29 protein-coding genes are annotated in these 26,665 nt (G+C 40.4%); 18 read left to right on the top strand and 11 right to left on the bottom strand.

The window, feature by feature from the left end:
* On the bottom strand, nt 1-2,799 hold the full coding sequence (gene polA / locus HMPREF2750_RS03535) for a DNA polymerase I (protein WP_070582583.1): 2,799 nt from the start codon (nt 2,797-2,799) through the stop codon (nt 1-3).
* Between the two features lie 160 nt (nt 2,800-2,959).
* Here polA and HMPREF2750_RS03530 point away from each other — a divergent pair, with 160 nt between their 5' ends.
* A complete protein-coding gene (locus HMPREF2750_RS03530) occupies nt 2,960-3,265 on the top strand; it encodes a cell division protein ZapA (RefSeq protein ID WP_005695425.1) in 306 nt (101 codons plus the stop codon).
* A gap of 50 nt (nt 3,266-3,315) precedes the next feature.
* Here the strand turns inward: HMPREF2750_RS03530 and HMPREF2750_RS03525 are convergent, their stop codons facing one another.
* Nucleotides 3,316-4,056 (bottom strand): epoxyqueuosine reductase QueH, encoded by a 741-nt coding sequence (locus HMPREF2750_RS03525; protein ID WP_065243789.1) that lies wholly within the window; start codon nt 4,054-4,056, stop codon nt 3,316-3,318.
* Between the two features lies 1 nt (nt 4,057).
* Nucleotides 4,058-5,047 (bottom strand): octaprenyl diphosphate synthase, encoded by a 990-nt coding sequence (ispB, locus tag HMPREF2750_RS03520; protein WP_005697829.1) that lies wholly within the window; start codon nt 5,045-5,047, stop codon nt 4,058-4,060.
* A gap of 229 nt (nt 5,048-5,276) precedes the next feature.
* Here ispB and rplU point away from each other — a divergent pair, with 229 nt between their 5' ends.
* The 4 genes from rplU (at nt 5,277) to cgtA (ending at nt 8,166) form a co-directional block, all read left to right on the top strand.
* Nucleotides 5,277-5,588 carry a 50S ribosomal protein L21 gene (rplU, locus tag HMPREF2750_RS03515; RefSeq protein WP_005695431.1) on the top strand — a complete coding sequence of 104 codons (312 nt, stop codon included), beginning with the start codon at nt 5,277-5,279 and terminating at the stop codon, nt 5,586-5,588.
* 20 nt (nt 5,589-5,608) lie between these two features.
* On the top strand, nt 5,609-5,866 hold the full coding sequence (gene rpmA, locus HMPREF2750_RS03510; protein ID WP_005539872.1) for a 50S ribosomal protein L27: 258 nt from the start codon (nt 5,609-5,611) through the stop codon (nt 5,864-5,866).
* A gap of 182 nt (nt 5,867-6,048) precedes the next feature.
* Nucleotides 6,049-6,966 carry a DMT family transporter gene (locus HMPREF2750_RS03505; protein ID WP_070582582.1) on the top strand — a complete coding sequence of 306 codons (918 nt, stop codon included), beginning with the start codon at nt 6,049-6,051 and terminating at the stop codon, nt 6,964-6,966.
* A 27-nt stretch (nt 6,967-6,993) separates the two neighbouring features.
* Complete coding sequence (gene cgtA / locus HMPREF2750_RS03500) at nt 6,994-8,166, top strand: Obg family GTPase CgtA (protein ID WP_070582581.1); 1,173 nt, start codon at nt 6,994-6,996, stop codon at nt 8,164-8,166.
* A 51-nt stretch (nt 8,167-8,217) separates the two neighbouring features.
* Here the strand turns inward: cgtA and ykgO are convergent, their stop codons facing one another.
* The 4 genes from ykgO to arcA all read right to left on the bottom strand — a co-directional run bounded on the left by ykgO (nt 8,218) and on the right by arcA (nt 10,100).
* Nucleotides 8,218-8,355: a type B 50S ribosomal protein L36 gene (gene ykgO, locus HMPREF2750_RS03495; protein ID WP_005695435.1), complete on the bottom strand. Its 138-nt coding sequence runs from the start codon at nt 8,353-8,355 to the stop codon at nt 8,218-8,220.
* A 9-nt stretch (nt 8,356-8,364) separates the two neighbouring features.
* Entirely contained in the window at nt 8,365-8,631 is a 267-nt protein-coding gene (locus HMPREF2750_RS03490; protein WP_014064115.1) for a type B 50S ribosomal protein L31, read from the bottom strand.
* Nucleotides 8,632-8,791: 160 nt separating this feature from the next.
* A complete protein-coding gene (gene smpB, locus HMPREF2750_RS03485) occupies nt 8,792-9,274 on the bottom strand; it encodes an SsrA-binding protein SmpB (RefSeq protein ID WP_070582580.1) in 483 nt (160 codons plus the stop codon).
* A 112-nt stretch (nt 9,275-9,386) separates the two neighbouring features.
* Nucleotides 9,387-10,100 (bottom strand): two-component system response regulator ArcA, encoded by a 714-nt coding sequence (arcA, locus tag HMPREF2750_RS03480; RefSeq protein WP_070582579.1) that lies wholly within the window; start codon nt 10,098-10,100, stop codon nt 9,387-9,389.
* Between the two features lie 193 nt (nt 10,101-10,293).
* Between arcA and HMPREF2750_RS03475 the strand changes: the two genes are divergently transcribed.
* The 9 genes from HMPREF2750_RS03475 to HMPREF2750_RS03435 all read left to right on the top strand — a co-directional run bounded on the left by HMPREF2750_RS03475 (nt 10,294) and on the right by HMPREF2750_RS03435 (nt 20,012).
* Nucleotides 10,294-12,060, top strand: coding sequence for a protein-disulfide reductase DsbD (locus HMPREF2750_RS03475; RefSeq protein WP_070582874.1), 1,767 nt, complete (start codon nt 10,294-10,296; stop codon nt 12,058-12,060).
* Between the two features lie 117 nt (nt 12,061-12,177).
* The gene (locus HMPREF2750_RS03470; RefSeq protein WP_049357642.1) at nt 12,178-12,576 is read left to right on the top strand and encodes a DoxX family protein; all 399 of its coding nucleotides are present in this window, start codon (nt 12,178-12,180) and stop codon (nt 12,574-12,576) included.
* 180 nt (nt 12,577-12,756) lie between these two features.
* Complete coding sequence (gene purH / locus HMPREF2750_RS03465) at nt 12,757-14,355, top strand: bifunctional phosphoribosylaminoimidazolecarboxamide formyltransferase/IMP cyclohydrolase (RefSeq protein WP_070582578.1); 1,599 nt, start codon at nt 12,757-12,759, stop codon at nt 14,353-14,355.
* Between the two features lie 206 nt (nt 14,356-14,561).
* Complete coding sequence (gene purD / locus HMPREF2750_RS03460) at nt 14,562-15,845, top strand: phosphoribosylamine--glycine ligase (RefSeq protein WP_070582577.1); 1,284 nt, start codon at nt 14,562-14,564, stop codon at nt 15,843-15,845.
* 30 nt (nt 15,846-15,875) lie between these two features.
* The gene (locus tag HMPREF2750_RS03455; RefSeq protein WP_070582576.1) at nt 15,876-17,099 is read left to right on the top strand and encodes a DUF711 family protein; all 1,224 of its coding nucleotides are present in this window, start codon (nt 15,876-15,878) and stop codon (nt 17,097-17,099) included.
* 63 nt (nt 17,100-17,162) lie between these two features.
* A complete protein-coding gene (locus HMPREF2750_RS03450; RefSeq protein ID WP_070582575.1) occupies nt 17,163-17,708 on the top strand; it encodes a hypothetical protein in 546 nt (181 codons plus the stop codon).
* Between the two features lie 78 nt (nt 17,709-17,786).
* Nucleotides 17,787-18,359, top strand: a complete 573-nt coding sequence (locus HMPREF2750_RS03445) for a hypothetical protein (protein WP_243583385.1) — start codon at nt 17,787-17,789, stop codon at nt 18,357-18,359.
* Between the two features lie 115 nt (nt 18,360-18,474).
* Complete coding sequence (gene glyA / locus HMPREF2750_RS03440) at nt 18,475-19,737, top strand: serine hydroxymethyltransferase (RefSeq protein ID WP_049364889.1); 1,263 nt, start codon at nt 18,475-18,477, stop codon at nt 19,735-19,737.
* The gene (locus HMPREF2750_RS03435; RefSeq protein ID WP_070582573.1) at nt 19,737-20,012 is read left to right on the top strand and encodes a DUF1294 domain-containing protein; all 276 of its coding nucleotides are present in this window, start codon (nt 19,737-19,739) and stop codon (nt 20,010-20,012) included. The genes glyA and HMPREF2750_RS03435 overlap by 1 nt, the downstream gene beginning before the upstream one ends.
* A gap of 74 nt (nt 20,013-20,086) precedes the next feature.
* Here HMPREF2750_RS03435 and dsbB read toward each other — a convergent pair whose 3' ends face one another.
* Together dsbB and nhaB are read right to left on the bottom strand one after the other, a co-directional pair.
* Nucleotides 20,087-20,620 (bottom strand): disulfide bond formation protein DsbB, encoded by a 534-nt coding sequence (gene dsbB, locus HMPREF2750_RS03430; RefSeq protein ID WP_070582572.1) that lies wholly within the window; start codon nt 20,618-20,620, stop codon nt 20,087-20,089.
* 19 nt (nt 20,621-20,639) lie between these two features.
* On the bottom strand, nt 20,640-22,178 hold the full coding sequence (gene nhaB, locus HMPREF2750_RS03425; protein WP_070582571.1) for a Na(+)/H(+) antiporter NhaB: 1,539 nt from the start codon (nt 22,176-22,178) through the stop codon (nt 20,640-20,642).
* 135 nt (nt 22,179-22,313) lie between these two features.
* Here nhaB and fadR point away from each other — a divergent pair, with 135 nt between their 5' ends.
* From fadR to ruvX, 4 genes are read left to right on the top strand one after another with little or no spacing between them, the layout of a single operon-like run.
* Complete coding sequence (fadR, locus tag HMPREF2750_RS03420; protein ID WP_070582570.1) at nt 22,314-23,042, top strand: fatty acid metabolism transcriptional regulator FadR; 729 nt, start codon at nt 22,314-22,316, stop codon at nt 23,040-23,042.
* 58 nt (nt 23,043-23,100) lie between these two features.
* The gene (gene rsmE, locus HMPREF2750_RS03415; RefSeq protein WP_070582873.1) at nt 23,101-23,835 is read left to right on the top strand and encodes a 16S rRNA (uracil(1498)-N(3))-methyltransferase; all 735 of its coding nucleotides are present in this window, start codon (nt 23,101-23,103) and stop codon (nt 23,833-23,835) included.
* Nucleotides 23,835-24,395, top strand: coding sequence for a YqgE/AlgH family protein (locus HMPREF2750_RS03410; protein ID WP_070582569.1), 561 nt, complete (start codon nt 23,835-23,837; stop codon nt 24,393-24,395). Before rsmE ends, HMPREF2750_RS03410 begins: the two co-directional genes overlap by 1 nt.
* A complete protein-coding gene (ruvX, locus tag HMPREF2750_RS03405; protein WP_014064097.1) occupies nt 24,395-24,814 on the top strand; it encodes a Holliday junction resolvase RuvX in 420 nt (139 codons plus the stop codon). Before HMPREF2750_RS03410 ends, ruvX begins: the two co-directional genes overlap by 1 nt.
* A gap of 48 nt (nt 24,815-24,862) precedes the next feature.
* On the opposite strand, the gene pgeF is transcribed toward ruvX, so the two are convergent.
* Nucleotides 24,863-25,600 carry a peptidoglycan editing factor PgeF gene (gene pgeF / locus HMPREF2750_RS03400; RefSeq protein ID WP_070582568.1) on the bottom strand — a complete coding sequence of 246 codons (738 nt, stop codon included), beginning with the start codon at nt 25,598-25,600 and terminating at the stop codon, nt 24,863-24,865.
* Between the two features lies 1 nt (nt 25,601).
* Complete coding sequence (rluD, locus tag HMPREF2750_RS03395) at nt 25,602-26,576, bottom strand: 23S rRNA pseudouridine(1911/1915/1917) synthase RluD (RefSeq protein WP_070582567.1); 975 nt, start codon at nt 26,574-26,576, stop codon at nt 25,602-25,604.
* Nucleotides 26,577-26,665 lie beyond the last annotated feature (89 nt).

Here is a 26,665-nt window from a genome sequence, read left to right as displayed (position 1 = left end):
TTAGTGAGCCTCATCCCAGTTCGTACCTTGACCCACTTCTACAATCAGTGGCACAACTAAATCGGCTGCGCTTTCCATTTGTGTTTTGATGAGCTCGCTATAAAACGCGACTTTTTCTGACCGCACTTCAAACACCAATTCATCATGTACTTGCATAATCATCGCAATATCGGGATCGTTTTGTAGTGTTTGATCCAATTGAATCATGGCACGTTTGATAATGTCTGCGGCGGTGCCTTGCATTGGTGCATTGATCGCGACACGTTCGGCAGCTTTACGGCGCATACCGTTAGAGGAGTTAATATCCGGCAGATATAAACGACGGCCGAATAGGGTTTCCACATAGCCTTGGGCTTTAGCTTTTTCACGAATATCATGCATAAAAGTTTGTACGCCTGGATAGCGTTTGAAATACAAATCCATATAGCTCTGGGCATCTGCACGGCCAATACCGAGTTGCCGCGATAAGCCAAAGGCTGACATACCATAAATTAGACCGAAGTTAATCGCTTTGGCATTACGACGTTGTTCGGATGTTACTTCATCCAGTGCCACCCCAAAGATTTCTGCTGCGGTAGAGCGGTGAATATCTTTGCCTTGGGTAAAAGCATTAATTAAGCCCTGATCCTGTGATAGGTGCGCCATAATGCGTAGTTCGATTTGTGAATAATCAGCTGCAACAACAGTAAATCCTTTGCGGGCGATAAAAGCTTGACGAATACGGCGGCCTTCTTCATTACGAATCGGAATGTTTTGTAGATTCGGATCGCTTGATGAAAGACGACCAGTGGCTGTCACCGCTTGATGGTAGGAAGTATGCACTCGACCCGTTTGTGGATTCACCATTTGCGGCAATTTGTCGGTGTAGGTGGATTTTAGTTTGCTTAGCCCACGATGTTCTACTAACACTTTCGGCAATTCATGACTAAATGCGAGTTCCTCTAACACTTCCTCGTTAGTGGATGGCGCACCTTTTGGTGTTTTTTGAATAACCGGCAAACCTAATTTATCAAACAAAATTTCCTGTAATTGTTTGGTAGAAGCCAAATTAAATGGCTGCCCCGCCAAGACATAAGCTTGTTCTTCTAATTCACTTAAACGGTTAGCGATTTCATTAGATTGTAGGAATAGTGCGTCGCTATCAATTAAGACACCGCGACGCTCCATACGGGAAAGTACGCCTAACAATGGCAGTTCCATTTCTTTAAAGAGTTTTTCAAGAGTGGGTTCTTTAGAGAGTTTTTCCCATAGCACTTGTTGCAGCTTCATCGTTACATCGGCATCTTCCGCCGCGTACTCGGCGGCTTGTTCTAATGGGATTTGGTTAAAGGTCAGCTGATTTTTACCTTTGCCTGCAATTTCTTCAAAACTAATAGTTTGGTGTCCTAAATAACGTTTCGCCAGATCGTCCATATTATGACGACCAGTGCTGTTGAGCACATAGGACTCCAACATGGTATCGAAAGCCACACCTTGCACATCAATGCCATTACGGGCGAAAATAGTTAGGTCGTACTTGAAGTTTTGCCCGACTTTTTGAATGGCTGGATTTTCTAAAATCGGTTTTAACAGAGTAAGTGTGGTTGTTTTTTCAAGGGTTTTTGGTGCACCTAAATAATCTAATTGCAGCGGTAAGTAAGCGGCTTCACCGTTTTCTAACGCAAAGGAAATCCCCACTAAGTTGGCAGCCATATAATCTAAATTATCGGTTTCTGTATCTAGGGCAAAAAGTTTGGCTTGCTTGAGTTTTTCCATCCAACGATTTAAATCCGCTTCAGTGAGTAAGGTTTCATAACGGCTACGATCAATTTGAATTGCCGGCAATGCTTCCTCGCTATTGTCTTGAGCGAGTGCAGGCGTAGCTTGATAGTGATTAATCTTGGTCGGTTGTTCGTTATTATTGGTGATGGAATCAGCGCCATTCATTACTTCATTGAGCCAACGTTTAAATTCATAACGGCCGAAATATTCAGTGAGTTGATCGTTATTGCTTGCGCCAAGAGTGAGTTGCTCTGGTGTAATATCGAGAGCGACATCGGTTTTGATCGTGGCAAGGCGATAGGATAAATCCGCCATTTCTTTTTCAGCCAATAATTTATCACCTAATTTTTTTGCCCCACGAATTGGCAATTCAGCCACTTTGTCTAAGTTGGCATAAATTTCTGCCATGCTGCCGATACCCTGCAAGAGGCCAAGAGCGGTTTTTTCACCCACACCCGCTACGCCTGGAATATTATCGGCGCTATCGCCCATTAGCGCTAAGTAATCGATGATGAGTTCTGGTGGAATACCGTATTTTTCAATCACGGCCTCGCGATCTAATAGGGTATTATTCATGGTGTTGATCAACATAATGTTGTCATCCACTAGCTGAGCCATGTCTTTATCGCCGGTGCTGATCAAGACTTTTTGATTAGCTTTGGAAGCCGCTACCGCTAAGGTACCAATGACATCGTCCGCCTCCACACCTTCAATGACTAAAAGAGGAATGCCAAGGGCTCGGATAATATCGTGTAACGGCTGAATTTGTTTACGCAGATCGTCTGGCATCGGTGGACGATGGGATTTATATTGTTCAAACATTTCATCACGGAACGTTTTGCCTTTCGCATCAAAGACCACCGCAATATGGCTCGGTTGCACCTGCGAAATCAGGCTTTTGAGCATGTTTAATACACCGTACATGGCACCAGTAGGCTCGCCAGCTGAATTGGTGAGCGGCGGAAAGGCATGAAAAGCACGATATAAATAAGATGAACCGTCCACTAGGACTAATGGATTAGGAGCGATAGTTGGCATAAATATTCCGTTCAAAAATAATGAAAAGTGTCGCATTATAGCGTAAATTGCGAAATGGGGCGAACGGATAAAGTGCGGTCAATTAAACGTAAAAATTATGACGAAGGCATTTGGCTGTGGCATAATAGGAACACTTGAGCATTCAACATAAGGGAATAACATGTCATTAAAACTGGTTGAAGTTGTTGTATTAGGGCAAGTGCTGCGCTTGAATGTCCCTGCCGAACAAGAAGAGATTTTGCGTCAAGCGGCGCGCAATTTAGATCTTCAAGTGTCTGAAATGAAAGAGCGTACAGGTTTATTGCAATTAGACCGTGTGCTTTCTATTGTTGCCTTGAATTTAAGTTTTGAATTAACCCAAGAAAAAAATAAAAATGCCCAGATTGAAAACGTGTTATGTACGCGAATTCAGCAGTTAGATCATTCTTTAGAGAATGCATTAGGTGGGCGTACCATCGTAGATTAAATAAAAAAAGAACCGCATGTTGAAAGTGCGGTTCTTTTTTTATGTGTTTTTTAATCTGGCGTGTAATAGAGTTTACCAATTTCAATTTTTTGTCGCCCTGTTTCTTCACGCCATTTATTGCTATCTCGTAAAGAATAAACACAGCCACAATATTCCTGTTGATAAAAACGTTCACGCTTACTGATTTCGATCATGCGTTGCGATCCACCTGCTTTACGCCAGTTGTAATCCCAATAAATCACATCATCATATTTTTCAGCCGCACGGTGCCCACAACCATTAATTTGATCCATATCTTTCCAACGGGAAATGCCAAGACAGCTAGTAAATACAGGGAAACCATGCTCATGAGCATATTCAGCCGCTTTTTCAAAACGCATATCAAAACACATGGTGCAGCGAATGCCACGTTCGGGTTCCCATTCCATACCTTTTGCGCGATCAAACCATTGTTGGCGATCGTAGTCAGCATCAATAAATGGAATCCCAAATTTTTGGGCAAAACGGATGTTTTCTTCTTTACGAATTAAATATTCTTTTAATGGATGAATATTCGGATTGTAAAAATAAATCGTAAATTCAATACCCGAGGCCAAAATGGCTTCCATTACTTCACCTGAGCAAGGCGCACAGCAGGAGTGGAGAAGTAACTTATTATGTCCTTCGGGTAATTCGAGTTTTTCACGAATAAAAGGCGCATTGGGATCCTTGCGCACTTTTTGTTTACGCGGTTTTTGAAATTTAGCTTGAGAATCGACCGCACTTTGCGGTTGAATTTGTTCTTCAGTCATATTAATAAGTTCGGTCTACCGATAAATAAGCCAGTGAAATTAAGGCTTTTTTGTATTCGCTTTCAGGTAATAAGGCAATGGCATCAACCGCTTTTTTGGCTTCTTGTTTCGCACGATCCATCGCATAATCAAGGGATTTATGTTCAGCCATAATCGCAAGCACTTCATCGATCGCATCACGTTTTCCGCCTTGTTCAATGGCTTCGCGAATAAGCGCGGCTTGTTGTGGATTGCCGTGACGCATTGCGTGTAATAAAGGAAGCGTCGGTTTACCTTCGGCGAGGTCATCACCCACATTTTTGCCTAATGCTGCAGCGTTTGCGCTGTAATCTAGCACGTCATCTACTAATTGGAATGCGGTACCGAGATAGCGGCCATATTCTTGAAATGCGGTTTCAATTGATTTTTCAGCACCCGCAACAATCGCAACAGATTGTGCCGCCACTTCAAATAAGCGTGCTGTTTTACTATAAATCACGCGCATATAGCTTTCTTCTGTGGTATCCGGATCATTCACGTTCATTAATTGTTGAACTTCACCTTCTGCCAACACGTTGGTAGCATCTGCCATAATGCGAAGAATATCTAGCGATTGTAACTGCGCCACTAATTGGAATGCACGAGTATAAATGAAGTCGCCTACTAATACGCTAGCCGCATTACCAAAGGCAGAGTTTGCCGTTGCGCGGCCTCGACGCATATCAGATTCATCCACCACATCATCATGTAATAAAGAAGCAGTGTGAATAAATTCTACAAAGGTCGCACAAGTTGCTACTTTATCGCTTTCGTAGCCTAATGCACGCGCCGCTAAGACCGCAATAAGTGGTCGAATACGTTTTCCGCCACCTTGTACAATATAAAAACCAAGCTGATTAACCATCGGCACATCGGAGTTAATTTGTGCTAAAATGGCTTGGTTGACTTTCTGCATATCCGCATCAGTTAATGCTTGGATTGCATGCATATCCATTAAATCTTGTTTGTTCATCTTCATTTGGTTCGATGGTTGTGTATATAAAAGGAAAGTGCGGTGAATTTTACCCGATTTTTCAGGGTTTCTGAAATTAAACTCGAGGAAAAGCGCTTTTTTTTATTTTATTGCAAATAAGTGCTTGCGATCGAGTTGTTTTTTCCGTAGAATTTGCGACCTATTTATATGAATTTTGAAGTGCGGACCGAAAATAGTAACGGAGAAGCACAATTATAGCGGAGTATTTATGTACGCAGTTTTCCAAAGTGGCGGTAAACAACACCGTGTGAGCGAAGGTCAAGTAGTTCGTTTAGAAAAACTTGAACTTGCAACTGGCGCAACAGTTGAGTTCGACTCAGTGTTGATGGTCGTTAATGGTGAAGATGTTAAAATTGGTGCACCAGTAGTAGCTGGCGCGAAAGTAGTGGCTGAAGTTGTGGCACAAGGTCGTGGCGATAAAGTTAAAATCGTTAAGTTCCGTCGTCGTAAACACAGCCGTAAACAACAAGGTCATCGTCAGTGGTTCACAGAAGTGAAAATCACTGGGATTCAAGCATAATTTCAGAGGAGATCAAGTAGATGGCAACTAAAAAAGCTGGTGGTTCAACTCGTAACGGTCGTGATTCTGAAGCTAAACGCCTTGGTGTTAAACGTTTCGGTGGCGAATCTGTATTAGCAGGTAGCATCATTGTACGTCAACGTGGTACTAAATTCCACGCAGGTAACAACGTAGGTATGGGTCGTGACCACACCTTATTTGCTACCGCTGACGGTAAAGTAAAATTTGAAGTGAAAGGCGAGAAAAGCCGTAAATACGTAAGTATTGTAACTGAATAATTTTACATCTGATTTGATAAACGCCCCGCATTACCTGTGGGGCGTTTTCTTTGTTTTCTTACCTGTAATTTACAATCATTAATCAAATTTGTTATCTTAGCAGGATCATTCTCTTCAATATTTCTTAGAATGAAATTTATCTGAATTCCTAACTGTGCTTTAGCCAAATAAAGGAAGACATCATGAAACAACAACCTCTTTTAGGATTTCTATTTGCTTTAATTACAGCGATGGCATGGGGATCTTTACCCATTGCGTTAAAACAGGTTTTATCAGTTATGACGCCACAAACAATCGTGTGGTATCGCTTTATTGTGGCATTTCTAGCGCTCTTTATTTTGCTTGCTTATAAGAAAAAATTGCCACAATTTTTTAAAGGTGGTCGATTCATTTGGCTTGTGCTCATTGGTGTTGCAGGATTATCGGGTAATTTCTTTTTATTTAATAGCTCACTTAACTTTATCGATCCTTCTTCAGCTCAAATTTTTATTCATTTTTCCTCTTTTGGCATGTTGATTTGCGGTATTTTTGTCTTTAAAGAAAAGCTTGGATTACATCAAAAGATTGGTTTAGGTCTGTTATTGGCTGGGTTAGTGCTTTTCTTCAATGATAAATTTGAGGTGTTTAAAGGAGAGAGTGGTTATTTAACGGGCGTCTTGTTAAGCCTAACAGCTTCATTAGTTTGGGTTACTTATGGAATGGCACAGAAATTAATGCTTCGTCGTTTTAGTTCACAACAAATTTTATTAATGATGTATTTCGGTTGTCTGTTAGTATTTACGCCTGTTGCTGAATTTTCCCAAGTGAGAGAGCTCAGTCCGTTAGCGTTTGGTTGTTTGGCTTATTGTTGTCTGAATACCTTATTTGGTTACGGTGCCTATGCTGAAGCCCTTAATCGCTGGGAAGTCTCTAAAGTCAGCGTTGTGATTACTTTAGTACCACTATTTACCATTTTCTTTGCTCATCTTGCGCATTATGCGAGCCCTGATAATTTTGCCGCGCCAGAATTAAATATGATTAGCTATATCGGGGCGTTTGTTGTAGTATGCGGAGCAATTTTGTCAGCAATCGGACATAAGTTATTACCGCAATCAAAGTAAAGTGCGGTTAAATATTGGAGAGTTTTTATGAAATTTATTGATGAAGCCCTGATTCGTGTGGAAGCAGGGGATGGTGGAAACGGTTGTGTAAGTTTCCGCCGTGAAAAATTTATCCCCAAAGGTGGCCCTGATGGCGGTGATGGCGGTGATGGCGGTGATGTTTATTTGGTTGCAGACGAAAACTTAAATACCTTGATCGATTATCGCTTTACGAAACGTTTTGCCGCAGAACGCGGTGAGAACGGCCATAGTTCAGATTGTACCGGTCGCCGCGGTAAAGATATTACGTTACGTGTGCCGGTGGGAACGCGTGCAATTGATAATGATACTAAAGAAGTGCTTGGCGATTTAACAAAGCATGGTGCGAGAATGTTAGTGGCGAAAGGTGGTTATCATGGTTTAGGGAACACACGTTTCAAATCTTCAGTGAACCGTGCGCCTCGCCAAAAAACCATGGGGACACCAGGTGAAAAACGAGATTTATTATTAGAATTAATGCTTCTTGCGGACGTCGGGATGTTAGGTTTACCGAATGCGGGTAAATCCACCTTTATTCGTGCCGTTTCAGCTGCAAAACCAAAAGTTGCTGATTATCCGTTTACCACTTTAGTGCCAAGTTTAGGTGTGGTGAAAGTGGATGAGAGCCATAGCTTTGTGGTGGCAGATATTCCTGGATTGATTGAAGGTGCATCAGATGGTGCGGGTTTAGGAATTCGTTTCTTAAAACACTTAGAACGTTGTCGTGTGTTAATTCATTTAGTGGATATTAACCCAATTGATGAATCCGATCCTGCTGATAACATAGCGATCATTGAGTCAGAATTATTCCAATATAGCGAAAAATTGGCAGATAAACCGCGTTGGTTAGTCTTCAACAAAATTGATACAATGACTGAAGAAGAGGCACATAAACGAGCACAAGAGATTACCGAACGTCTTGGTTGGGAAGAAGGGTATCACCTTATTTCTGCCGCAACCGGTAAAAATGTGCCACCACTTTGTCGTGATATTATGGATTTCATTGAAGCAAATCCACGTGATGCGGAAGTAGAAGAAAATAAACCGGAAGAAGTGAAATTCAAATGGGAAGATTACCATCAAGAACAACTCGCTGAACATCAATTTGATGATGAAGATGACGACTGGGATGATTGGGACGAAGAAGATGAAGAAGGCGTTGAATTTATTTACAAACCTTAATGCCTAAATGAAAAAAAGAGCGGAAATTTGACCGCTCTTTTTTTATTGGGGTTAACCTTTCTTTTTCCCACCTTGACGCGCTTTAAAGCGAGGGTTGGTTTTCGAAATGACATAAACGACACCGTGGCGACGAACAATTTTGCAGCCAGGACGGTTTTTTGCGCTTTTGAGTGAAGATAATACTTTCATTGAATATTCCTATTTTGATTTAAATGCGCCAAATTTACCGTAACGGCTTGCAAATTCACTTGCACGACCTTCGTTACCAATTTGACGAGTTTTACCAGTATAAAACGGGTGGGAAGCAGATGAAGTATCACACATAAATACAGGGTATTCATTACCATCTTCCCATTTCATGGTGTTGTTAGTTTTAGCACAAGAACGGATGAGAAAGCCTTGTTTCGCGTTGGAATCGTAAAATAAAACGGTACGATAATTTTCAGGGTGAATGCCTTTTTTCATTAGAGCTCCTTATATAACGAAAAGAATTGGGCGAAGATACTAATTCAAAAGAGAATGATTATCAATATAATTTTATTCATAGCTATGAGAATTTTTTTCATATTGAGAAAAAGAAAAATGCCTTTCGATTGAAAGGCATTTTGTCAGTTTGGAGGGAGAGTTATCCACGATGTGCGTTTTTCATAATACGCTCTTTCGCTACTTTCCATTCACGCTCTTTAATATCATCGCGTTTATCATGTTGTTTTTTACCTTTCGCAAGACCGATTTTGATCTTCGCCCAAGGACCTTTCCAATAAAGAGAAAGGGCAACAATGGTGAAACCATCACGGCTTGATTTGCCGAAAAGATTATCTAGTTCACGTTTATTCAATAAAAGTTTACGTGTACGCGTCGGATCGCAAACCACGTGAGTAGAGGCCAAGCTTAATGGTTGAATGGTTGCACCAAATAAATAAGCTTCGCCGTTTTTAAAAATGATATAGCTGTCGCTGATATTGGCTTTACCTGCGCGCATTGATTTCACTTCCCAACCTTGCAATTCAAGGCCGGCTTCAATTTCATCTTCAATAAAATATTCATGTCTGGCTCGTTTATTTAGCGCAATGGTGTTAGAGCCGACTCTGACTTTCTTTTTGGTCATCGTTATCCGTTATTCATTAATCGTAAATTGGTGTTGATTTTACCGAATCTCTCCGTGGATAGCAAAAAACAAAAGGCTGATTTGACTCAGCCTTTTACTACTAAATGATCGATTATTCTTCTAATTCACCGCAGAAACGATACCCTTCACCATGCACAGTAGCAATAATTTCTGGGGTATTAGGATGATCTTCAAAATGTTTCCGAATGCGGCGAATTGTTACATCCACAGTACGATCTTGTGGTTTTAATTCACGTCCTGTCATTTTTAGCAATAATTCTTCGCGTGTTTGCAATTTTCCTGGGTTTTCACAGAAATGCAACATGGCACGAAATTCACTACGCGGTAGCTTAAACTCAGTGCCTTCAGGTGTAATTAAATTATGACTATTTAAATCCAGTGTCCAACCATTAAAACGATAGTTCTCACGTTGTAAATGGGCCTCTTTGCCATTCAACGTCATGGTGCGATGCAATAAATTTCTTGCACGAATGGTGAGTTCTCTTGGGTTAAATGGCTTAGTGAGATAATCATCGGCCCCGATTTCTAAACCTAAAATTTTATCGACCTCATTATCTCGCCCTGTTAGGAAAATCAGAGGGATAGGTGTTTTTTCACGTAATTCACGGCCCAGTAATAAACCATTTTTACCGGGTAAGTTGATATCTAATACGATGAGATTAACCGTTTCCGAGCTTAACTGACGATACATTTCGGCACCATCTTGTGCTTGTAATACCTCATAGCCCTCAGCTTCAAAAATTCCTTTTAACGTATTACGGGTTACCGCTTCATCTTCCACGATGAGAATTTTGGGGGTAGCCATTCGTTGCTCCTTGTTATTCTTTGTTATAGGCATATTCTATAATTGTAACATTGCTGTAACAACAGAAAAGTGCGGTCATTGTTTAAATTACATTTAATTTTATGATCTAAGTCATAAATTATTAACATTCAGCTCATCTATGCTAGAATTTTAGTGCTAGAATTTTAGTAGGAACAATAGTTGGGACTTTATGATGAAGCGAATTCTTCTTTTTTTATTTTTTATTTTTACCGCACTTTCCACTCAAGCCGGTCTTTTTGATAAGAAACCGGCTTTCTTACCTGTGGATGACGCTTTTCAATTTTCAGCTGCGAAAAGCGAGAATCAAGAAAATGTGATCGTCAATTGGTCGATTGCAGAAGGATATTATCTCTATCAAGAGAAAATTTCCGTGAAGCTTAACCAAGAGGAAACCTCATCATTTGATGTGCCGACATTTTCTATTTCACCTGAAGATTATAACGATCCTTATTTTGGGTTAATGAAGATTTTCAAAAAGCCTGTGCAAGCTATTTTTAAAGCAAGTCACCCACCTCTAAAAGCCGAAGATGTGGTAGAAATCGCTTACCAAGGTTGTACTGCTGGTTTTTGTTATCCCCCTGAAGTGAAAGAAATTAAAGTGGCAGATTTGCCTATTGCACAGATCGCTAATACTGAAAAAACATCGGAAAACTCGACCGCACTTTCAACACAACCTAAAGCAGAACAAGACCGTTTAGCGGAAAGTTTATTTAATAGCAAATATGCTGTATTTGGTTTCTTCTTGTTAGGATTAGGTTTGGCCTTTACCCCTTGTGTGTTGCCAATGCTGCCGTTGCTTTCAGCGATTGTGATTGGTCAAAATCAACGCCCTAATATGTGGCGAGCTTTCGCATTAAGCTTTGTGTATGTGCAGGGGATGGCGATGACTTATACCTTGCTAGGCTTGATTGTCGCCGCAATTGGTTTACCGTTCCAAGTGGCCTTACAACATCCTTATGTGATGATTGGTTTATCAATCATCTTTGTCTTGTTAGCGTTGTCGATGTTTGGTGTATTTACCTTACAGCTCCCAAGCTCCTTACAAACAAAACTATCTTTACTTAGCCAACAGCAAAAAGCCGGTGCCTTTGGTGGCGTGTTCTTAATGGGGATGATTGCGGGACTAGTGGCTTCACCTTGCACATCAGCACCGCTTTCTGGCGCCTTGCTTTATGTGGCGCAAAGTGGTGATTTATTTACTGGTGCGATCACGCTTTATTTGCTCGCATTGGGAATGGGCGTACCGCTGATTTTAATCACGTTATTTGGGAATAAAATCCTGCCTAAATCAGGCATGTGGATGGAAACCGTTAAAAAGCTCTTTGGCTTTGTGATGCTCGCGTTACCGGTATTCTTAATTTCTCGTATTCTGCCAGATGAATGGACACCAAGATTATGGGCGATGCTCGGTACCGCATTTTTCATTTGGTTTGCTTTCCAAATGCCGAAAAATGGCACAGGTTGGGTATTCCGAATTCTCTTTTTAGTGGCAGCTATGATTAGTGTTAAACCGCTTCAAACTTGGGTTTGGGGCGAAACCTCAACACCAAGTGCGGTCGAAAATAAAGCAATTTCTCATGTTGAATTTAAACAAGTAAAAAGCGAAGCTGAATTGCAACAAGCACTGTCAGAAAATAACAAATCACTTGTGATGCTTGATCTTTATGCGGATTGGTGTGTGGCTTGTAAAGAGTTTGAAAAAGAAACATTTAGTGATCTAAGTGTACAAAAAGCTTTTGGTGACATGTTGCTCCTTCAAGTTGATATGACGAAAAACTCCGAAGAAAACCGCGCTTTAATGACAAAATATAAAGTGCTAGGTTTACCGACTATTTTATTTTTTAACCAAGATGGAAAAGAAATCGAGGGAAGTCGTGTTAACGGATTTATGCCGCCAGTTGAGTTTTTACAATGGATTAAGAAAATCAGTAAAGCGTAAGATTATTTCCTAATCGTAAAAAGTCCTTTTCGATTTTAGGTATTGTTTGGCTTTGGGTTAATCATTAATATACACCCCGTTCTCAAATCACTTTTTATTTTTTATTAGGAAAACTTTATGAAAAACTTAGAAAAATACTCTCCGTATGTTTTAGCTTTATTACGTATCGTCGCTGCGTATATGTTTATCTTACACGGCACAGCGAAATTCTGGGAATTTCCAATTTCAATGACGGGTGGTAACGGTGCGGTAGGCGATCCGATGATGATCGTCGGCGGAGTAATTGAGATTGTCGGTTCAATCCTATTAATTTTAGGTTTATTTGTTCGCCCGGCGGCATTTATCCTTTCGGGTCAAATGGCTTATGCGTATTTCTTTATGCACGTTGCAGGTAAAGGGAATTTATTCTTCCCAATCGCGAACGGTGGTGAACTTGCTTTACTTTACTCTCTCGTGTTTTTCTATTTTGTGTTTGCTGGTGCCGGTGCATTTTCTTTAGATAACCGCAAACGCTAATTACATTATTCACACTGTTAGATTGCCCGCATTTTGCGGGCTTTTTTGTTTTCTAAACCTCCTAAATAAGCAGTCGAATCTTGAAGTGCGCTTACCAGGAAATTTTTTCTACATAAACGCAAACGTTTGCGTTATAATTCCCCGCGCTTATTTTTAACCATTTAATTAAAGGAAAATGTAATGACAGATCGTCCAATTCGTCAGGCTTTACTGAGTGTTTCTGATAAAACCGGTATCGTAGAATTTGCTCAAGGCTTAGTACAGCGAGGTGTAAAACTACTTTCCACAGGCGGTACCGCAAAATTGTTGGAGCAACATGGGTTGCCGGTGACGGAAGTGTCTGATTATACGGGATTCCCAGAAATGATGGACGGTCGTGTGAAAACCTTACATCCAAAAGTACATGGCGGTATTCTTGGCCGTCGTGGTACAGATGACGCTATCATGCAGCAACATGGCATCGAAGGCATTGATATGGTCGTCGTGAATTTATATCCATTTGCCGCTACCGTGGCTAAACCAGATTGCACCTTGGCTGATGCGGTAGAAAATATCGATATTGGCGGTCCAACAATGGTGCGTTCTGCAGCGAAAAACCATAAGGATGTAGCGATCGTGGTAAATAATGGTGATTTCAATGCAATTCTTGCAGAGATGGATAAACATCAAAACAGCCTAACGCTTGAAACCCGTTTTGATCTTGCGATTAAAGCATTTGAACATACTGCTCAATATGACTCCATGATTGCCAACTACTTTGGACAAATGGTGAAACCATATCATGTGGCAGAGGAAGAAGATGCGAATACGAAGTGTGGTCAATTCCCACGGACTTTAAACCTTAACTTCGTGCGTAAACAAACCATGCGTTACGGCGAAAACGCCCATCAAAATGCGGCCTTCTATGTTGATTTAAATGTGAAAGAAGCAAGCGTGGCTACAGCCCACCAACTACAAGGTAAAGCCTTATCTTACAATAATATTGCTGACACTGATGCAGCACTTGAATGCGTGAAAGAATTTGATGAGCCAGCTTGTGTGATCGTTAAACATGCGAATCCATGCGGCGTGGCTTTAGGTAAAGATATTTTAGATGCCTACAACCGTGCTTACCAAACCGATCCAACCTCTGCATTCGGTGGCATTATTGCTTTCAACCGTGAATTAGATGAAAAAACCGCGACTGAAATTGTGGAACGTCAATTTGTTGAAGTGATTATCGCACCGAAAGTATCAGCTGAAGCGCAAGAAGTTGTGAAACGTAAGAAAAATGTTCGTTTACTTGAATGTGGTGAATGGACATCACGTTCTGAACGTCTAGATTTCAAACGTGTAAACGGCGGTTTATTAGTACAAGATGCGGATTTAGGCATGGTTGGTCTGGATGATTTAAAAGTGGTAAGTAAACGTCAGCCAACTGAACAAGAATTAAAAGATTTATTGTTCTGCTGGAAAGTGGCGAAGTTCGTGAAATCCAATGCCATTGTTTATGCCAAAGACAATCAAACTATCGGCATTGGTGCAGGCCAAATGAGTCGAGTGTATTCAGCGAAGATTGCAGGTATCAAAGCTCAGGATGAAGGTTTAACTGTCGCAGGTTGCGTGATGGCATCTGATGCGTTCTTCCCATTCCGTGACGGTATTGATGCGGCGGCGAAAGTGGGTATTCAATGTGTTATCCATCCAGGTGGCTCAATGCGCGATCAAGAAGTTATCGATGCAGCAGATGAACATAATATGGTGATGGTATTAACTGGAATGCGTCATTTTAGACATTAATTTATATCGTCACTTCGCTCAATGAGCGAATTGCTTTTTTACTTATTCCTCCCCCCTCTTTCGTAAAGAGGGGGCTGTGGGGAGATTTAAACGATGCTAAATATACGATGCTAAATATACTATGAGGTTAAAATAACTTCTGCCAAATCTCCCCTACCCCTCTTTGCTAAAGAGGGGGTTAAATTCAAAAAGATACAAGGAGCATTATGAACATCCTCATCATCGGAAATGGCGGGCGTGAACACGCCTTGGCTTGGAAAGCTGCACAATCTCCACTAGCAGATAAAGTTTTTGTCGCACCAGGCAATGCGGGTACCGCATTGGAACACAAAGTAGAAAATGTGAATATTTCTGCAACAGATATCCCCGCATTAGTGAAATTTGCTCAAGATAAGCAAATTGGATTAACCATTGTTGGCCCTGAAGCTCCGCTAGTGATTGGGGTAGTTGATGCATTTCGTGAGGCGGGATTGAAAATTTTTGGTCCAACTCAAGCGGCTGCACAATTGGAAGGTTCAAAAGCATTTACCAAAGATTTCCTCGCTCGTCATAAAATCCCAACGGCAGAATATCAAAACTTTACCGAAGTTGAGCCAGCGTTAGCGTACTTGCGTGAGAAAGGTGCGCCAATTGTCGTAAAAGCAGATGGTCTGGCGGCGGGCAAAGGCGTAATCGTTGCAATGACATTGCAAGAAGCGGAAGACGCTGTGTGTGATATGCTTTCTGGCAATGCCTTTGGCGAAGCGGGTAGCCGAGTGGTGATAGAAGAGTTTCTAGATGGCGAAGAAGCGAGTTTTATTGTCATGGTGGACGGTAAAAACGTCGAGCCTATGGCAACCAGTCAAGATCATAAACGCGTGGGCGAAAATGATACAGGTTTAAATACTGGTGGCATGGGGGCGTATTCGCCTGCACCAGTGGTGACATCAGAAATTCATGATCGCATTATGCGTGAAGTGATTTATCCAACGATTAATGGTATGGTGGCAGAAGGTAATGTTTACACCGGTTTCTTGTATGCGGGATTAATGATCATGCCAAATGGTCAGCCGAAAGTAATTGAATTTAACTGCCGTTTTGGCGATCCTGAAACACAGCCAATTATGCTACGCCTCGAATCAGATCTCGTTGAGCTTTGTCTTAAAGCTTGCGAGGGAAAATTGGATGAAGTGAAATCTCAATGGAATCCAAAAGCGTCCTTAGGGATTGTGTTAGCCGCGGAAGGCTATCCAGGCGATTATCGTAAAGGCGATGTGATTAGAGGTTTACCACAAAGTGCGGTCGAAAATGAGAAAGTTTTCTTAGCGGGTGTCGCAGAACAAGAAGGCAAATTAGTTACGAATGGCGGTCGCGTACTTTGTGCTACTGCGTTAGGCGAAAGCGTATTTGAAGCGCAACAAAAAGCCTTAAAACTCGCTGAGCAAATTCAATGGTCTGGACGTTTTTATCGTCGAGATATTGGTCATCGTGCCGTCGCTCGTGAACAATAAAAATTAACTACTTTAATGGTAAGGGCTCGAATGGATTATAAAAATAAGGAATTATGTCGTCTTCGTACCATAAGTTTTTTTCTGACGTTACATAAAGATAAAACGCAATGGGAAGACGCCCTTTATTCGGTAAAACGTGATGTGGATTTGTTATTACCTGCTGTGCAGAAAGCAGGTTATACCTTGCAATCGATTCGAGTGATTACCAATCCCTTTGGTGAATATTTGGATTTAACCAATTTGCAGACAGCAAAAGCAGATTTGCAGTATTTAACGGAGTTATTGAATAAATTTAATGAAAGTGGAATTCGTATTCGATTTGCAATAGGTGCGGCGAGAAATAAAGAGGAAATTGCGTTATTGCCAGAGTTAATCGCAGCTTATGGTGACTTGTGTAATGCTTGTGTCAATGTGCCATTAGATGAAAATGGCGTGTTAGATAATGAACTTATCGAGCAATCTGTTTATGCCGTGCAAAAAATTGCAAACATCACACCACGTGGCGAAGGTAATTTTAACTTTACTGTGAATTTTAACTGCAAGCCATTTATTCCTTATTTCCCCGCCGGTTATCATCTAAGTCATTTGCCAAACAGTTTTGTCATTGGGTTAGAAACACCAGATTTATTAGTCGAAGTATTAAAATCTGTACCAAAGTCTACTCATAATCAATTTTATGCAGATTGCTATCAAGCTATGTCGCAGGCTCTGCAATATCATGTAGATGAAATACTAGATATGTTAAGTGCGGTCAAATTGTCGGGCGAATTTGAATTTGCAGGCATTGATAGTTCGGCGGCACCATCGAAAAATTGTGCATCCATGACAAAAGTTTATGAATTAATGGGATTGCCATATTTTGGTGCGGCTGGTTCAGTAGAAGTTTCTGCTTTACTAACAAAAGTGTTTAAATCAATCCAACACGTGCCATTGGTTGGGTTTTCTGGATTAATGTTGGCGGTGACAGAAGATTTGGGCTTAGCGGAAGGTACACAAAAACACTATTTTGATATCCGAGCTTTACTGACTTATAGTGCAGTATGTGGTATCGGTTTAGACACAGTCCCAGTGGCGGGAGATGTCAAGGCAGAAAGCATTGCCGCTATTATGCGCGATACTGGAACAATGGCATTTCGCTTAAATAAACCACTAACTGTACGCTTATTCCCAATTCCGAATAAGGTTGCAGGTGAAATATCAGAATTTGAGAGTGATGATTTATGTAACTGCCGCCTTTTGCGTATTCCGGATTAAATAAAAATTTTCCTACTTTGTTGTGATGAATGTTATCCCTACTGACAATAAAAGGAGTATCTTATGAGAAAGTTAATATTGGGTAGTTTTGTAGCAGTATTATTAACAGGTTGTGCTGGGGCTTCAAATGTTTCACAAAGCTCAACGTTAGATGGCGAATGGATTTGTCATACTATCCCGACGAAAGATAAACAAACTTATGATCGTTTAGATCATTTTGTCTTGAAATCTGATGGAACAGGTGCCTTGCGAGGAATTTCCTACATCGAATTGGATAAAGAAAAAGCTATTCGTTATTTAATAAAAGGCAAGGTGAAATGGCAGAGCCAAAATAATGTCTTGAGTTTTGATTTTATCAATCGTTCTATGGTACCGGCTCATAGTAAAAATGTGGCTAAAGTCATCAAGCAAAATAAAGTTCTACAAAAACAAGAAAAAGAAGAGTTGGCTGCATTTTATAGTAAATCTGCCAATCATACAGATATGCCAATTGAGCTGAAAAAAAATGGCAATCAATTTATTCTCGGTAAGGATTATGCGACCTGCCGACGAGTAACAGAGAATGACAAGGACATTCAGTTATTGAATAAGTGGTTTGTAAAGAAATAGGGTCGATTAAGAAAAACGAATACGATTTCAACCGCACTTTATTTTTAGGAGCGGGGACTGATTAATAAAAGGAGAATTATGATGAGAAAATTAGTATTAAGTAGTCTTGTCGCTGTATTGTTATCGGGATGTGCAACGGCGCATCAACAAACTGAACAGGAAAAAGCCTTAGTGGGCGATTGGATTTGCCATGTAAAACCTGCAGCCAAATCTCCTTTACCTGTTGAGCATTTTGATTATGTCACCTATCACGCAGATCAAACTGTACTTCTACGTGGTATTTCACAGATTGATACAAAAGAAGGCTGGATGCGTTATTTATTGCAAGCTAAAGCCAAATGGCAGGCGAATGATGGTAAGTTAAGTTATGACTTTACGGATCGTCTATTTAAAACTGCGCATTCACCAGAAGTTGCGAAAATTATTGAACGATCTCCAGAATTTAAAGAATTAGATAAGGAATTTGTTTCACCTTGTAATAACTGTGGTAATCATTTGGATATGAAGATTAAAATGAAAAGCCCAACAAGGATGACAAATTTTAATACTTATACGAAAGAAACCAGTCAATGCCATAAACTGGGAGCTGGCGAGAAAACAAAAGAAGTTAAACTAATTGAGAAATTAGTGAAAGAAAAAGGCTCGATTTAGATAAATGAATGTTTTTCATTGTAATAATGAAAAATATGATCGAAATTTTTGATTAAGTTTTTACTTGGAAACAGGTAAACTATACACAAATAATTCAAACAACGAGGAAAACACAATGTTTAAAAAAAGTATGAACATCGCTGATTACGATCCGGTTCTCTGGCAAGCCATTCAGGGCGAAAATCGTCGTCAAGAAGAGCATATCGAGCTTATCGCATCTGAAAACTATGCGAGCCCACGCGTAATGGAAGCGCAAGGTTCACAGTTTACTAACAAGTATGCTGAAGGCTACCCAGGTAAACGTTACTACGGCGGTTGTGAGTACGCAGACATTGTCGAGCAGTTAGCGATTGATCGTGCTAAAGAGTTGTTTGGTGCGGATTATGTAAACGTACAACCACACTCAGGTTCACAAGCCAATGCGGCGGTATATGGCGCATTAATCAATGCTGGCGATACTATTTTAGGGATGGATTTAGCACACGGTGGTCACTTAACCCATGGGGCGAAAGTGAGCTTCTCCGGTAAAATCTATAATTCTGTACTTTATGGTATCACTGCTGATGGTTTAATTGACTATGAAGATGTCCGTCAAAAAGCATTAGAGCACAAACCAAAGATGATTGTGGCGGGTTTCTCTGCTTATTCTCAAGTCGTAGATTGGAAAAAAATGCGTGAAATCGCGGATGAAGTAGGCGCGTATTTATTTGTGGATATGGCACACGTTGCAGGCTTAATCGCAGCAGGTTTATATCCAAATCCATTACCATACGCACATGTTGTCACAACAACTACCCATAAAACCTTAGGTGGTCCACGTGGTGGTTTAATCCTTTCTTCTTGCGGTGATGAAGAGCTTTATAAACGCTTACAATCTTCTGTTTTCCCTGCAAATCAAGGTGGTCCATTAGTTCACATTATTGCGGCGAAAGCAGTATGTTTCAAAGAAGCGTTAGAACCAGCTTATAAAGAATACCAAGCCAACGTAATTAAAAATGCGAAAGCAATGGTGGAAGTGTTTAAACAACGCGGTTATGACGTGGTTTCAAACGGCACAGAAAACCATTTATTCTTAGTGAGCTTCATCAAACAAGGCTTAACCGGTAAAGCAGCAGATGCAGCGTTAGGTAAAGCGAATATCACGGTGAATAAAAACTCAGTACCAAATGATCCACAAAAACCATTTGTGACCTCTGGTATTCGTGTTGGTACACCAGCGGTGACTCGTCGTGGCTTTAACGAACAAGACTGTCGTGAGTTAGCCGGCTGGATGTGTGATGTATTAGATGCATTAGGCAAAGAAAACGAAGAACAAGTGATTGCAGCAACCAAAGAAAAAGTATTGGCAATCTGCAAACGTCTTCCAGTTTACGCATAATGCTGATTCAGCTTTTATTTGTAATGTTAGCGGCGGTAAATATCGCCGCTTATTTTTTAATGTGGAAAGATAAAGTCCGCGCGGTTCGTCACGGCTGGCGAATTTCTGAAAATACTTTCTTTCTATTAAGCCTGCTTGGTGGGTTTATTGGTGTTTATTGCGGGATGAAACGCTTTCGTCATAAAACCAAACACTTTAGTTTTAAATTTGTCGTTATGCTCAGTGCCTTTATTTGGTTTATCTTAATGCCTTATTGGTATTTTTTTCTTGAATAACGTTGAGAACTGAATGATTTTCAATAATAAAAAAGCCTAGAGAATCTCTCTAGGCTTTTTAGTATGTAATTAGACTATTTAAAAATAAGGCGTCGATTTCGACTTTTCTTCACTTGTGAAAGTGTAATTAATCCCAACACAATGACATAGACAGCGAAAATAAATACCAACCATTGCACCATCGTGATGCCGAAAAGTGACCATTGGCTTTCGTTACAGCTGCCTGTTGGATTGAACACCGCAGGTAGCCATTTATGGAATGGTAACGTTTCTGGAAAGTTTGGTATAAATTCACATTGTTTCCATGGCGCAGGGTTCATTTGTAAATCAAGGTGACGAATGGAAATCATTAATCCTTTGATTGCACTAAATAAACCCACAATAAGAGCAAGAATGCGGACAATAAGCGAACTGGGGGCTAAGGCGCCGATAAAACCAGCAATAAATACCCCTACCATAGCTAAACGTTCGTAAACACAAAGCACGCAAGGTTGTAAACCCATGCCGTATTGAAAGTAAAGTGCGGTCGATTCTAAGGCAAATGCGGAAAATGCCAAAAAGATCCACGCTGAACGTTTAAGGGATAATTGCTTAAAAAAGTCGAGCATTCTTTCTCCTTATGCTTCATTAAATTGGAAGAATTAAGCCAAGGTTTGCAAGCCAAATCGTCATTCCTGGTAGGATAAATTCGATTGCAAGGAAACCAACTAGCGTTAATACGATAGTGTAAGGCAATGCCATGTAGACCATTCTACCATAAGAAAGTTTAATTAACGGTGCAAGCGATGATGTTAATAAGAACAAGAATGCTGCTTGACCGTTTGGTGTAGCGACAGAAGGTAAGTTTGTACCTGTATTGATTGCTACCGCAAGTAATTCAAATTGGTGCGGTGCAATTGCGCCTGTCGCAAGGGCATGTTTTGCTTCATTGATATAAACTGTTGCTACGAATACGTTATCAGAAATCGCAGAAAGTAAACCATTGAAACCGTAGAATAATGCTAACTGTGTTTTCTCTTCAGAACTTAATACAAAGTGAATAATTGGCGCAAAGAGTTTTTGATCGATAATCACCGCAACGACAGAGAAAAATACGACTAATAATGCCGTGAAAGGTAAACTTTCTTGGAATGCTTTACCAATAGCGTGTTCATCAGTTACACCAGTAAAGGTTGTTGCAAGGATAATCACACTTAAACCAATCATGCCTACAGCCGCTAAATGGAAGGCTAAACCTAAGATCAACCAAACCGCGATAACCGCTTGGACAGAAAGACGAATCTTATCTTGTTTAGACATTTTTTGTGCGTTTTCACGATCTAAATCCGCTAAGACTTGCCATACTTCTTCCGGTAGTTTTTCACCATAACCGAATAATTTAAATTTTTCGACTAAAATACAAGTGAGTAATCCGCAGATAAATACAGGGACTGTCACAGGAGCCATGCGGAAGAAAAATTCAATGAAATTCCATTTAGCTTGTTCTGCAATGATTAAGTTTTGTGGTTCACCTACCATGGTCATTACACCACCGAGTGCAGTACCGACACCAGCATGCATCATTAAGCTACGTAAGAAAGAGCGGAATTTTTCGAGAGTTTCATGATTTTTGATTTTGTTATCATCGGCAATATCAACCGCATCCTGTAGATTTTTCCCTGATGCCACTTTGTGATAAACCCCATAGAAACCCATGGCAACACTGATGATTACAGCAACAACAGTTAGTGCATCTAAGAAAGCTGAAAGAAATGCTGCACTAAAACAGAATGCTAAAGAGAGGACGATTTTAGAACGGATACGCACTAATAATTTGGTAAAGACATAAAGCAAAAGTTGCTTCATAAAATAAATACCGGCGACCATGAAGATTAAAAGTAAAACCACTTCAAAGTTTGCCACGATCTCCGCTTTAACGTGTTCGGCATTCGTCATGCCAATGGCAATGGCTTCAAATGCTAATAAACCACCTGGTTGAAGAGGGTAGCATTTTAATGCCATGGCTAGCGTGAAAATAAACTCCGCAACGAGTAGCCAGCCTGCAAAAAATGGACTAACAAAAAAGAATAAAATCGGGTTAATTACCAAGAAGGCAATAATGGTTAATTTATACCAATCTGGACTTGCGCCCAGAAAGTTTTTCATGAATGCTTGTGTGTAAGTCATATCGAACTCCGTTTTTTTATAGTCCTGTCATTGTAATATATACTGCTTTAAAGGATAATAGACCAGTTGAAGATTTATTGAATAAATCACATTTTTTTGATCTTTTTTAGATTTTTTTATATTTATTTCATACTCATGCAAACAGATAATACCCTTTTACGGGCTCAAAGCCCAGCCGCTCTTGCCGAAGAATATATTGTTAGAAGTATTTGGGATAATGTATTTCCCGCAGGCACCAATCTTCCTTCTGAGCGTGATTTAGCTGATAAAATTGGTGTAACACGCACCACATTACGCGAAGTATTGCAGCGTTTGGCTCGTGATGGCTGGCTTACCATTCAACACGGCAAGCCGACAAAAGTCAATAATATTTGGGATACAGCTGGTCCAAGCATTATTGAAACCTTAATTACTTTAGATCGTCAAAGTGCGCCATTAATCATTGAAAATATGCTTTCGTTGCGTAGTCGTATGTCTGAATCTTATATTTATGAAGCCGTAAAAAATTCGCCTAAAGCCTCGGTTGCTTTGTTTAAAGGGCTAGATTCATTAGAAAACACCGCTGAAAGTTACATGGAATTCGATTATGCCTTATTCCGTCAGTTTACCGTAATGGCAAATAAACCTTTTTATCGTTTAATTTTCAATAGCTTGCGTGGGGTTTATCATAAAATTGGTTTGCTATTCTTTAGTGATGAAAAACATCGCCAAGTGACACATGATTTTTATGTAGAATTGCGTGATATTTGTGAAAGAGGTCAATCCGATTTAGTGGTGGAATGTATTCGTAAACATAAGCAAGTGACTTCCGCTTATTGGCGAGCCATTTTAGAAAGCTTGCCAAAAGATTTAGCAACAGAATAATATGAAAAGTGCGGTTGAAAATGACCGCACTTTTTCCTTATATCAAAGACTCAATATTATGCGTATTCCAAGAATTTATCATCCAGAATCCCTTAAAAATCAATCTACTTGCCAACTTTCAGAGGAGGCGGCTAATCACGTAGGGCGTGTACTTCGTATGACTGAAGGTGAGCAAATTGAATTATTTGATGGAAGTAATCATATTTATCCAGCAAAAATTATTGAAGCGAGCAAAAAAGCCGTTAAGGTGGAAATTCTTGGTTGTGAATTGAGTGATAAAGAGTCGAATTTATTGATTCACTTAGGGCAGGTTATTTCCCGTGGTGATCGAATGGAATTCACCATTCAGAAATCTGTAGAGTTAGGCGTTAACGTGATTACACCATTATGGTCAGAACGCTGTGGCGTGAAGCTAGACGGCGAACGCATGGATAAGAAAATCCAGCAATGGCAAAAAATTGCTATTGCGGCTTGTGAACAATGTGGCCGTAACGTTGTGCCAGAAATTCGTCCGTTAATGAAGTTGCAAGATTGGTGTGCAGAAAATGATGGCGCGCTGAAATTGAATTTACATCCAAGAGCCCAATATTCAATAAAAACCTTGCCTTCGATTCCTAAAGAAGGGGTTCGTTTACTTATTGGTTCAGAAGGCGGTTTATCACCTCAAGAAATCGCACAGACTGAACAACAAGGATTTACTGAAATTTTATTAGGAAAGCGTGTACTACGCACAGAAACGGCTTCTTTAGCAGCCATTAGTGCGTTACAAATTTGTTTTGGAGATTTGGGATAATGATGGATTTACAAGGACAATTTTTAATTGCGATGCCACAGTTGGAGGATTATTTCCAAAATACCGTGGTGTATATGTGCGAGCATAATGAGCAAGGTTCGATGGGTTTAGTGATTAATCAACCCACCGATTTAAGCATTGCTGAACTGTATTCAAAAATGAATTTTATGATGAAAAATGACCGCACTTTTAGCAATGAACTTGTACTTGCGGGTGGGCCAGTACATTCTGAGCGTGGTTTTATTCTGCATAAGAAAGCCGCGAAGGAATTTGAGCATAGTTATAAAATTACCGATGAGATGTTTCTGACCACTTCGGCAGATATTGTGGAAACCTTTGGTTCAGAGGATGCGCCCGAAAAATATCTTGTTGCTCTCGGTTGTGCAAGTTGGACCGTAGGGCAGTTAGAACAAGAGATTGCAGATAATGCGTGGTTAGTGGCACCTGCTTCAGACACCATTTTATTTGAAACTATTTATGAAGATCGTTATCCCGCAGCGAATCAATTATTGGGGATTAATCCTCATAATTTTGTCTTTTCACAAGTAGGGCATAGTTAATGGGTATCACGGCAATCGCATTTGATTTCGGCACAAAAAGTATTGGTTGTGCGGTCGGGCAAAGTATCACGGGTACGGCGCAAGCATTACCAGCATTTAAAGCGCAAGATGGGATTCCCAATTGGGATGCTATTGAAAAATGCTTAAAAGACTGGAAACCTGATGTTATTGTGGTGGGACTGCCTTTAAATATGGATGGTACTGAGCAAGATTTAACACTTCGTGCGAAAAAATTTGCTAATCGCTTAAATGGTCGTTTCGGTATCAAAGTAGAACTGCAAGATGAGCGCTTAACGACGGTTTCTGCTAGAGATGAAATTTTCCAGCGTGGTGGTTATCGTGCTCTCAATAAAGGTAAAGTAGATGGAATTTCTGCTTGCTTGATTTTAGAAAGTTGGTTCGAAAACTATTCAGAATAAGCCAAAAACAAACCGCACTTTAAGGTGCGGTTTGTTGTATTTATGAGTTTATTTTTTTATCCAAATCAGACTCGCCATTCGGCCTGTTTTGCCATCTCGACGATAGGAAAAGAAGGTCTCTTTTTCTGTGAATGTGCAATGTTCACCGCCGTAAATTTGGGTAATCCCTAATTTATTGAGACGTTGTGTAGCGATTTGATAAAGATTACCAAGGTATTTTCCTACTTCATTTGGATCGGGTCGAAAAGCAGTTTCTGCAATTGGATCAAAAGCCATAAATTGCTTAATCACTTCTTTTCCTACTTGGAACGTATTAGGTCCGATAGCAGGCCCAAACCACGCAATAATCTCTTTTGGATCTGATTGGAAACATTTGACGGTTTCTTCTAAAACACCATCACAGAGTCCGCGCCAGCCCGCATGGGATGCAGCCACTTCAGTGCCTTGTTTATTGGTGAATAAAACTGGCAAACAATCAGCTGTCATCACCAAACAGACTTGGTTAGGTTGATTGGTGTAAACTGCATCAGCCTCTAAATTATTTCCCTCATAAGGTACTGTAATCACACGAGTGCTGTGCGTTTGAGTTAAAAACAACGGGAAATGTGGCAGATTAAGTTTTTCGACTAATAAAGTGCGGTTAGTTTTGACCGCACTTTTATCATCTTCGACATGATCACCCAAATTGAAACTATCGAAAGGCGGTAGGCTTACGCCACCTTCTCTTGTGGTTGTAAAAGCTTGAATATGTGGCGGAACAGTCCAGTTTGGAACAATGCTTTTCATCTTAATAATCCAATTCGTCTTTGTGTTCGAGGTAATCCGCTTTTAAGGCATTCAGTAATTCGACAAAGTCATCTGGTAATGGGGCATACCATTCCATCATTTCACCTGTAATAGGGTGAGTTAAACGCAACATAACCGCATGTAAAGCTTGGCGTTTAAAATTACGCAGAACCTCATTGAAGGCTTCGCTTGCATTTTTAGGTGGGCGAGGACGACCTCCGTAAGTTTGATCACCTAATAATGGATGTGCGATATGCGCCATGTGCACACGAATTTGGTGAGTACGGCCTGTTTCTAAACGTAAGCGTAAACGTGTGTAATTACGGAAATTCTCCATAATGCGATAGTGCGTCACAGCCGGTTTACCCATTGGGTGAACCGCCATCAATGTGCGTTTTGTGGCATGACGAGCCATTGGCTGATCTACTGTGCCGCCTTTGGTCATAATGCCACAGGCGACGGCTTCGTATTCACGAGTGATTTTACGTTTTTGTAAGTCACGCACGAGTTTGGTTTGCGCTGGAATGGTTTTAGCGACAACCATGAGACCCGTTGTGTCTTTATCTAAACGATGCACAATTCCTGCGCGCGGTACTTCGGCAATAGGTGGATAGTGATAGAGTAGCGCGTTAAGTACCGTGCCATCCGGATTGCCCGCACCAGGGTGAACCACAAGATCTTTAGGTTTGTTTATCACGATAATATCGTCATCTTCATAAACGATATTGAGTGGAATATTTTGTGGCTCAAAACGGTTTTCATCTTCCACTTCTACCGAAATTTCAATTTGCTCTCCGCCATAAACTTTTGCACGTGGAATATCGGCAATTTCACCGTTCATTTTTACCTGTTTTGCTTCAATCCAGGTTTTTAAACGCGAACGGGAATATTCTGGGAACAACTCTGCGAGGGTTTGGTCTAAACGCTGTCCCATTTGTTCGGGCTGAATTTCAGCCGTTAAGGTCATTTGTGGCATAAAAAATCCATCTAAAAATTTAAAAAGTTGGCTTATTGTGTAATGTTCTATACAATATTCGTTAATTGTAACTTATTTATTGATTTTCG

The sequence above is a fragment of the Haemophilus sp. HMSC066D02 genome (assembly GCF_001810545.1).
GTDB lineage: Bacteria > Pseudomonadota > Gammaproteobacteria > Enterobacterales > Pasteurellaceae > Haemophilus_D.
This window is presented reverse-complemented; position numbering and strand designations above follow the sequence as displayed.

What these genes read in the sequence shown, in the direction of transcription:
- polA (WP_070582583.1), bottom strand. Translation starts at nt 2,799, where the DNA reads ATGCCAACTATCGCTCCTAATCCATTAGTCCTAGTGGACGGTTCATCT.
- HMPREF2750_RS03530 (WP_005695425.1), top strand. Translation starts at nt 2,960, where the DNA reads ATGTCATTAAAACTGGTTGAAGTTGTTGTATTAGGGCAAGTGCTGCGC.
- HMPREF2750_RS03525 (WP_065243789.1), bottom strand. Translation starts at nt 4,056, where the DNA reads ATGACTGAAGAACAAATTCAACCGCAAAGTGCGGTCGATTCTCAAGCT.
- ispB (WP_005697829.1), bottom strand. Translation starts at nt 5,047, where the DNA reads ATGAACAAACAAGATTTAATGGATATGCATGCAATCCAAGCATTAACT.
- rplU (WP_005695431.1), top strand. Translation starts at nt 5,277, where the DNA reads ATGTACGCAGTTTTCCAAAGTGGCGGTAAACAACACCGTGTGAGCGAA.
- rpmA (WP_005539872.1), top strand. Translation starts at nt 5,609, where the DNA reads ATGGCAACTAAAAAAGCTGGTGGTTCAACTCGTAACGGTCGTGATTCT.
- HMPREF2750_RS03505 (WP_070582582.1), top strand. Translation starts at nt 6,049, where the DNA reads ATGAAACAACAACCTCTTTTAGGATTTCTATTTGCTTTAATTACAGCG.
- cgtA (WP_070582581.1), top strand. Translation starts at nt 6,994, where the DNA reads ATGAAATTTATTGATGAAGCCCTGATTCGTGTGGAAGCAGGGGATGGT.
- ykgO (WP_005695435.1), bottom strand. Translation starts at nt 8,355, where the DNA reads ATGAAAGTATTATCTTCACTCAAAAGCGCAAAAAACCGTCCTGGCTGC.
- HMPREF2750_RS03490 (WP_014064115.1), bottom strand. Translation starts at nt 8,631, where the DNA reads ATGAAAAAAGGCATTCACCCTGAAAATTATCGTACCGTTTTATTTTAC.
- smpB (WP_070582580.1), bottom strand. Translation starts at nt 9,274, where the DNA reads ATGACCAAAAAGAAAGTCAGAGTCGGCTCTAACACCATTGCGCTAAAT.
- arcA (WP_070582579.1), bottom strand. Translation starts at nt 10,100, where the DNA reads ATGGCTACCCCCAAAATTCTCATCGTGGAAGATGAAGCGGTAACCCGT.
- HMPREF2750_RS03475 (WP_070582874.1), top strand. Translation starts at nt 10,294, where the DNA reads ATGAAGCGAATTCTTCTTTTTTTATTTTTTATTTTTACCGCACTTTCC.
- HMPREF2750_RS03470 (WP_049357642.1), top strand. Translation starts at nt 12,178, where the DNA reads ATGAAAAACTTAGAAAAATACTCTCCGTATGTTTTAGCTTTATTACGT.
- purH (WP_070582578.1), top strand. Translation starts at nt 12,757, where the DNA reads ATGACAGATCGTCCAATTCGTCAGGCTTTACTGAGTGTTTCTGATAAA.
- purD (WP_070582577.1), top strand. Translation starts at nt 14,562, where the DNA reads ATGAACATCCTCATCATCGGAAATGGCGGGCGTGAACACGCCTTGGCT.
- HMPREF2750_RS03455 (WP_070582576.1), top strand. Translation starts at nt 15,876, where the DNA reads ATGGATTATAAAAATAAGGAATTATGTCGTCTTCGTACCATAAGTTTT.
- HMPREF2750_RS03450 (WP_070582575.1), top strand. Translation starts at nt 17,163, where the DNA reads ATGAGAAAGTTAATATTGGGTAGTTTTGTAGCAGTATTATTAACAGGT.
- HMPREF2750_RS03445 (WP_243583385.1), top strand. Translation starts at nt 17,787, where the DNA reads ATGATGAGAAAATTAGTATTAAGTAGTCTTGTCGCTGTATTGTTATCG.
- glyA (WP_049364889.1), top strand. Translation starts at nt 18,475, where the DNA reads ATGTTTAAAAAAAGTATGAACATCGCTGATTACGATCCGGTTCTCTGG.
- HMPREF2750_RS03435 (WP_070582573.1), top strand. Translation starts at nt 19,737, where the DNA reads ATGCTGATTCAGCTTTTATTTGTAATGTTAGCGGCGGTAAATATCGCC.
- dsbB (WP_070582572.1), bottom strand. Translation starts at nt 20,620, where the DNA reads ATGCTCGACTTTTTTAAGCAATTATCCCTTAAACGTTCAGCGTGGATC.
- nhaB (WP_070582571.1), bottom strand. Translation starts at nt 22,178, where the DNA reads ATGACTTACACACAAGCATTCATGAAAAACTTTCTGGGCGCAAGTCCA.
- fadR (WP_070582570.1), top strand. Translation starts at nt 22,314, where the DNA reads ATGCAAACAGATAATACCCTTTTACGGGCTCAAAGCCCAGCCGCTCTT.
- rsmE (WP_070582873.1), top strand. Translation starts at nt 23,101, where the DNA reads ATGCGTATTCCAAGAATTTATCATCCAGAATCCCTTAAAAATCAATCT.
- HMPREF2750_RS03410 (WP_070582569.1), top strand. Translation starts at nt 23,835, where the DNA reads ATGATGGATTTACAAGGACAATTTTTAATTGCGATGCCACAGTTGGAG.
- ruvX (WP_014064097.1), top strand. Translation starts at nt 24,395, where the DNA reads ATGGGTATCACGGCAATCGCATTTGATTTCGGCACAAAAAGTATTGGT.
- pgeF (WP_070582568.1), bottom strand. Translation starts at nt 25,600, where the DNA reads ATGAAAAGCATTGTTCCAAACTGGACTGTTCCGCCACATATTCAAGCT.
- rluD (WP_070582567.1), bottom strand. Translation starts at nt 26,576, where the DNA reads ATGCCACAAATGACCTTAACGGCTGAAATTCAGCCCGAACAAATGGGA.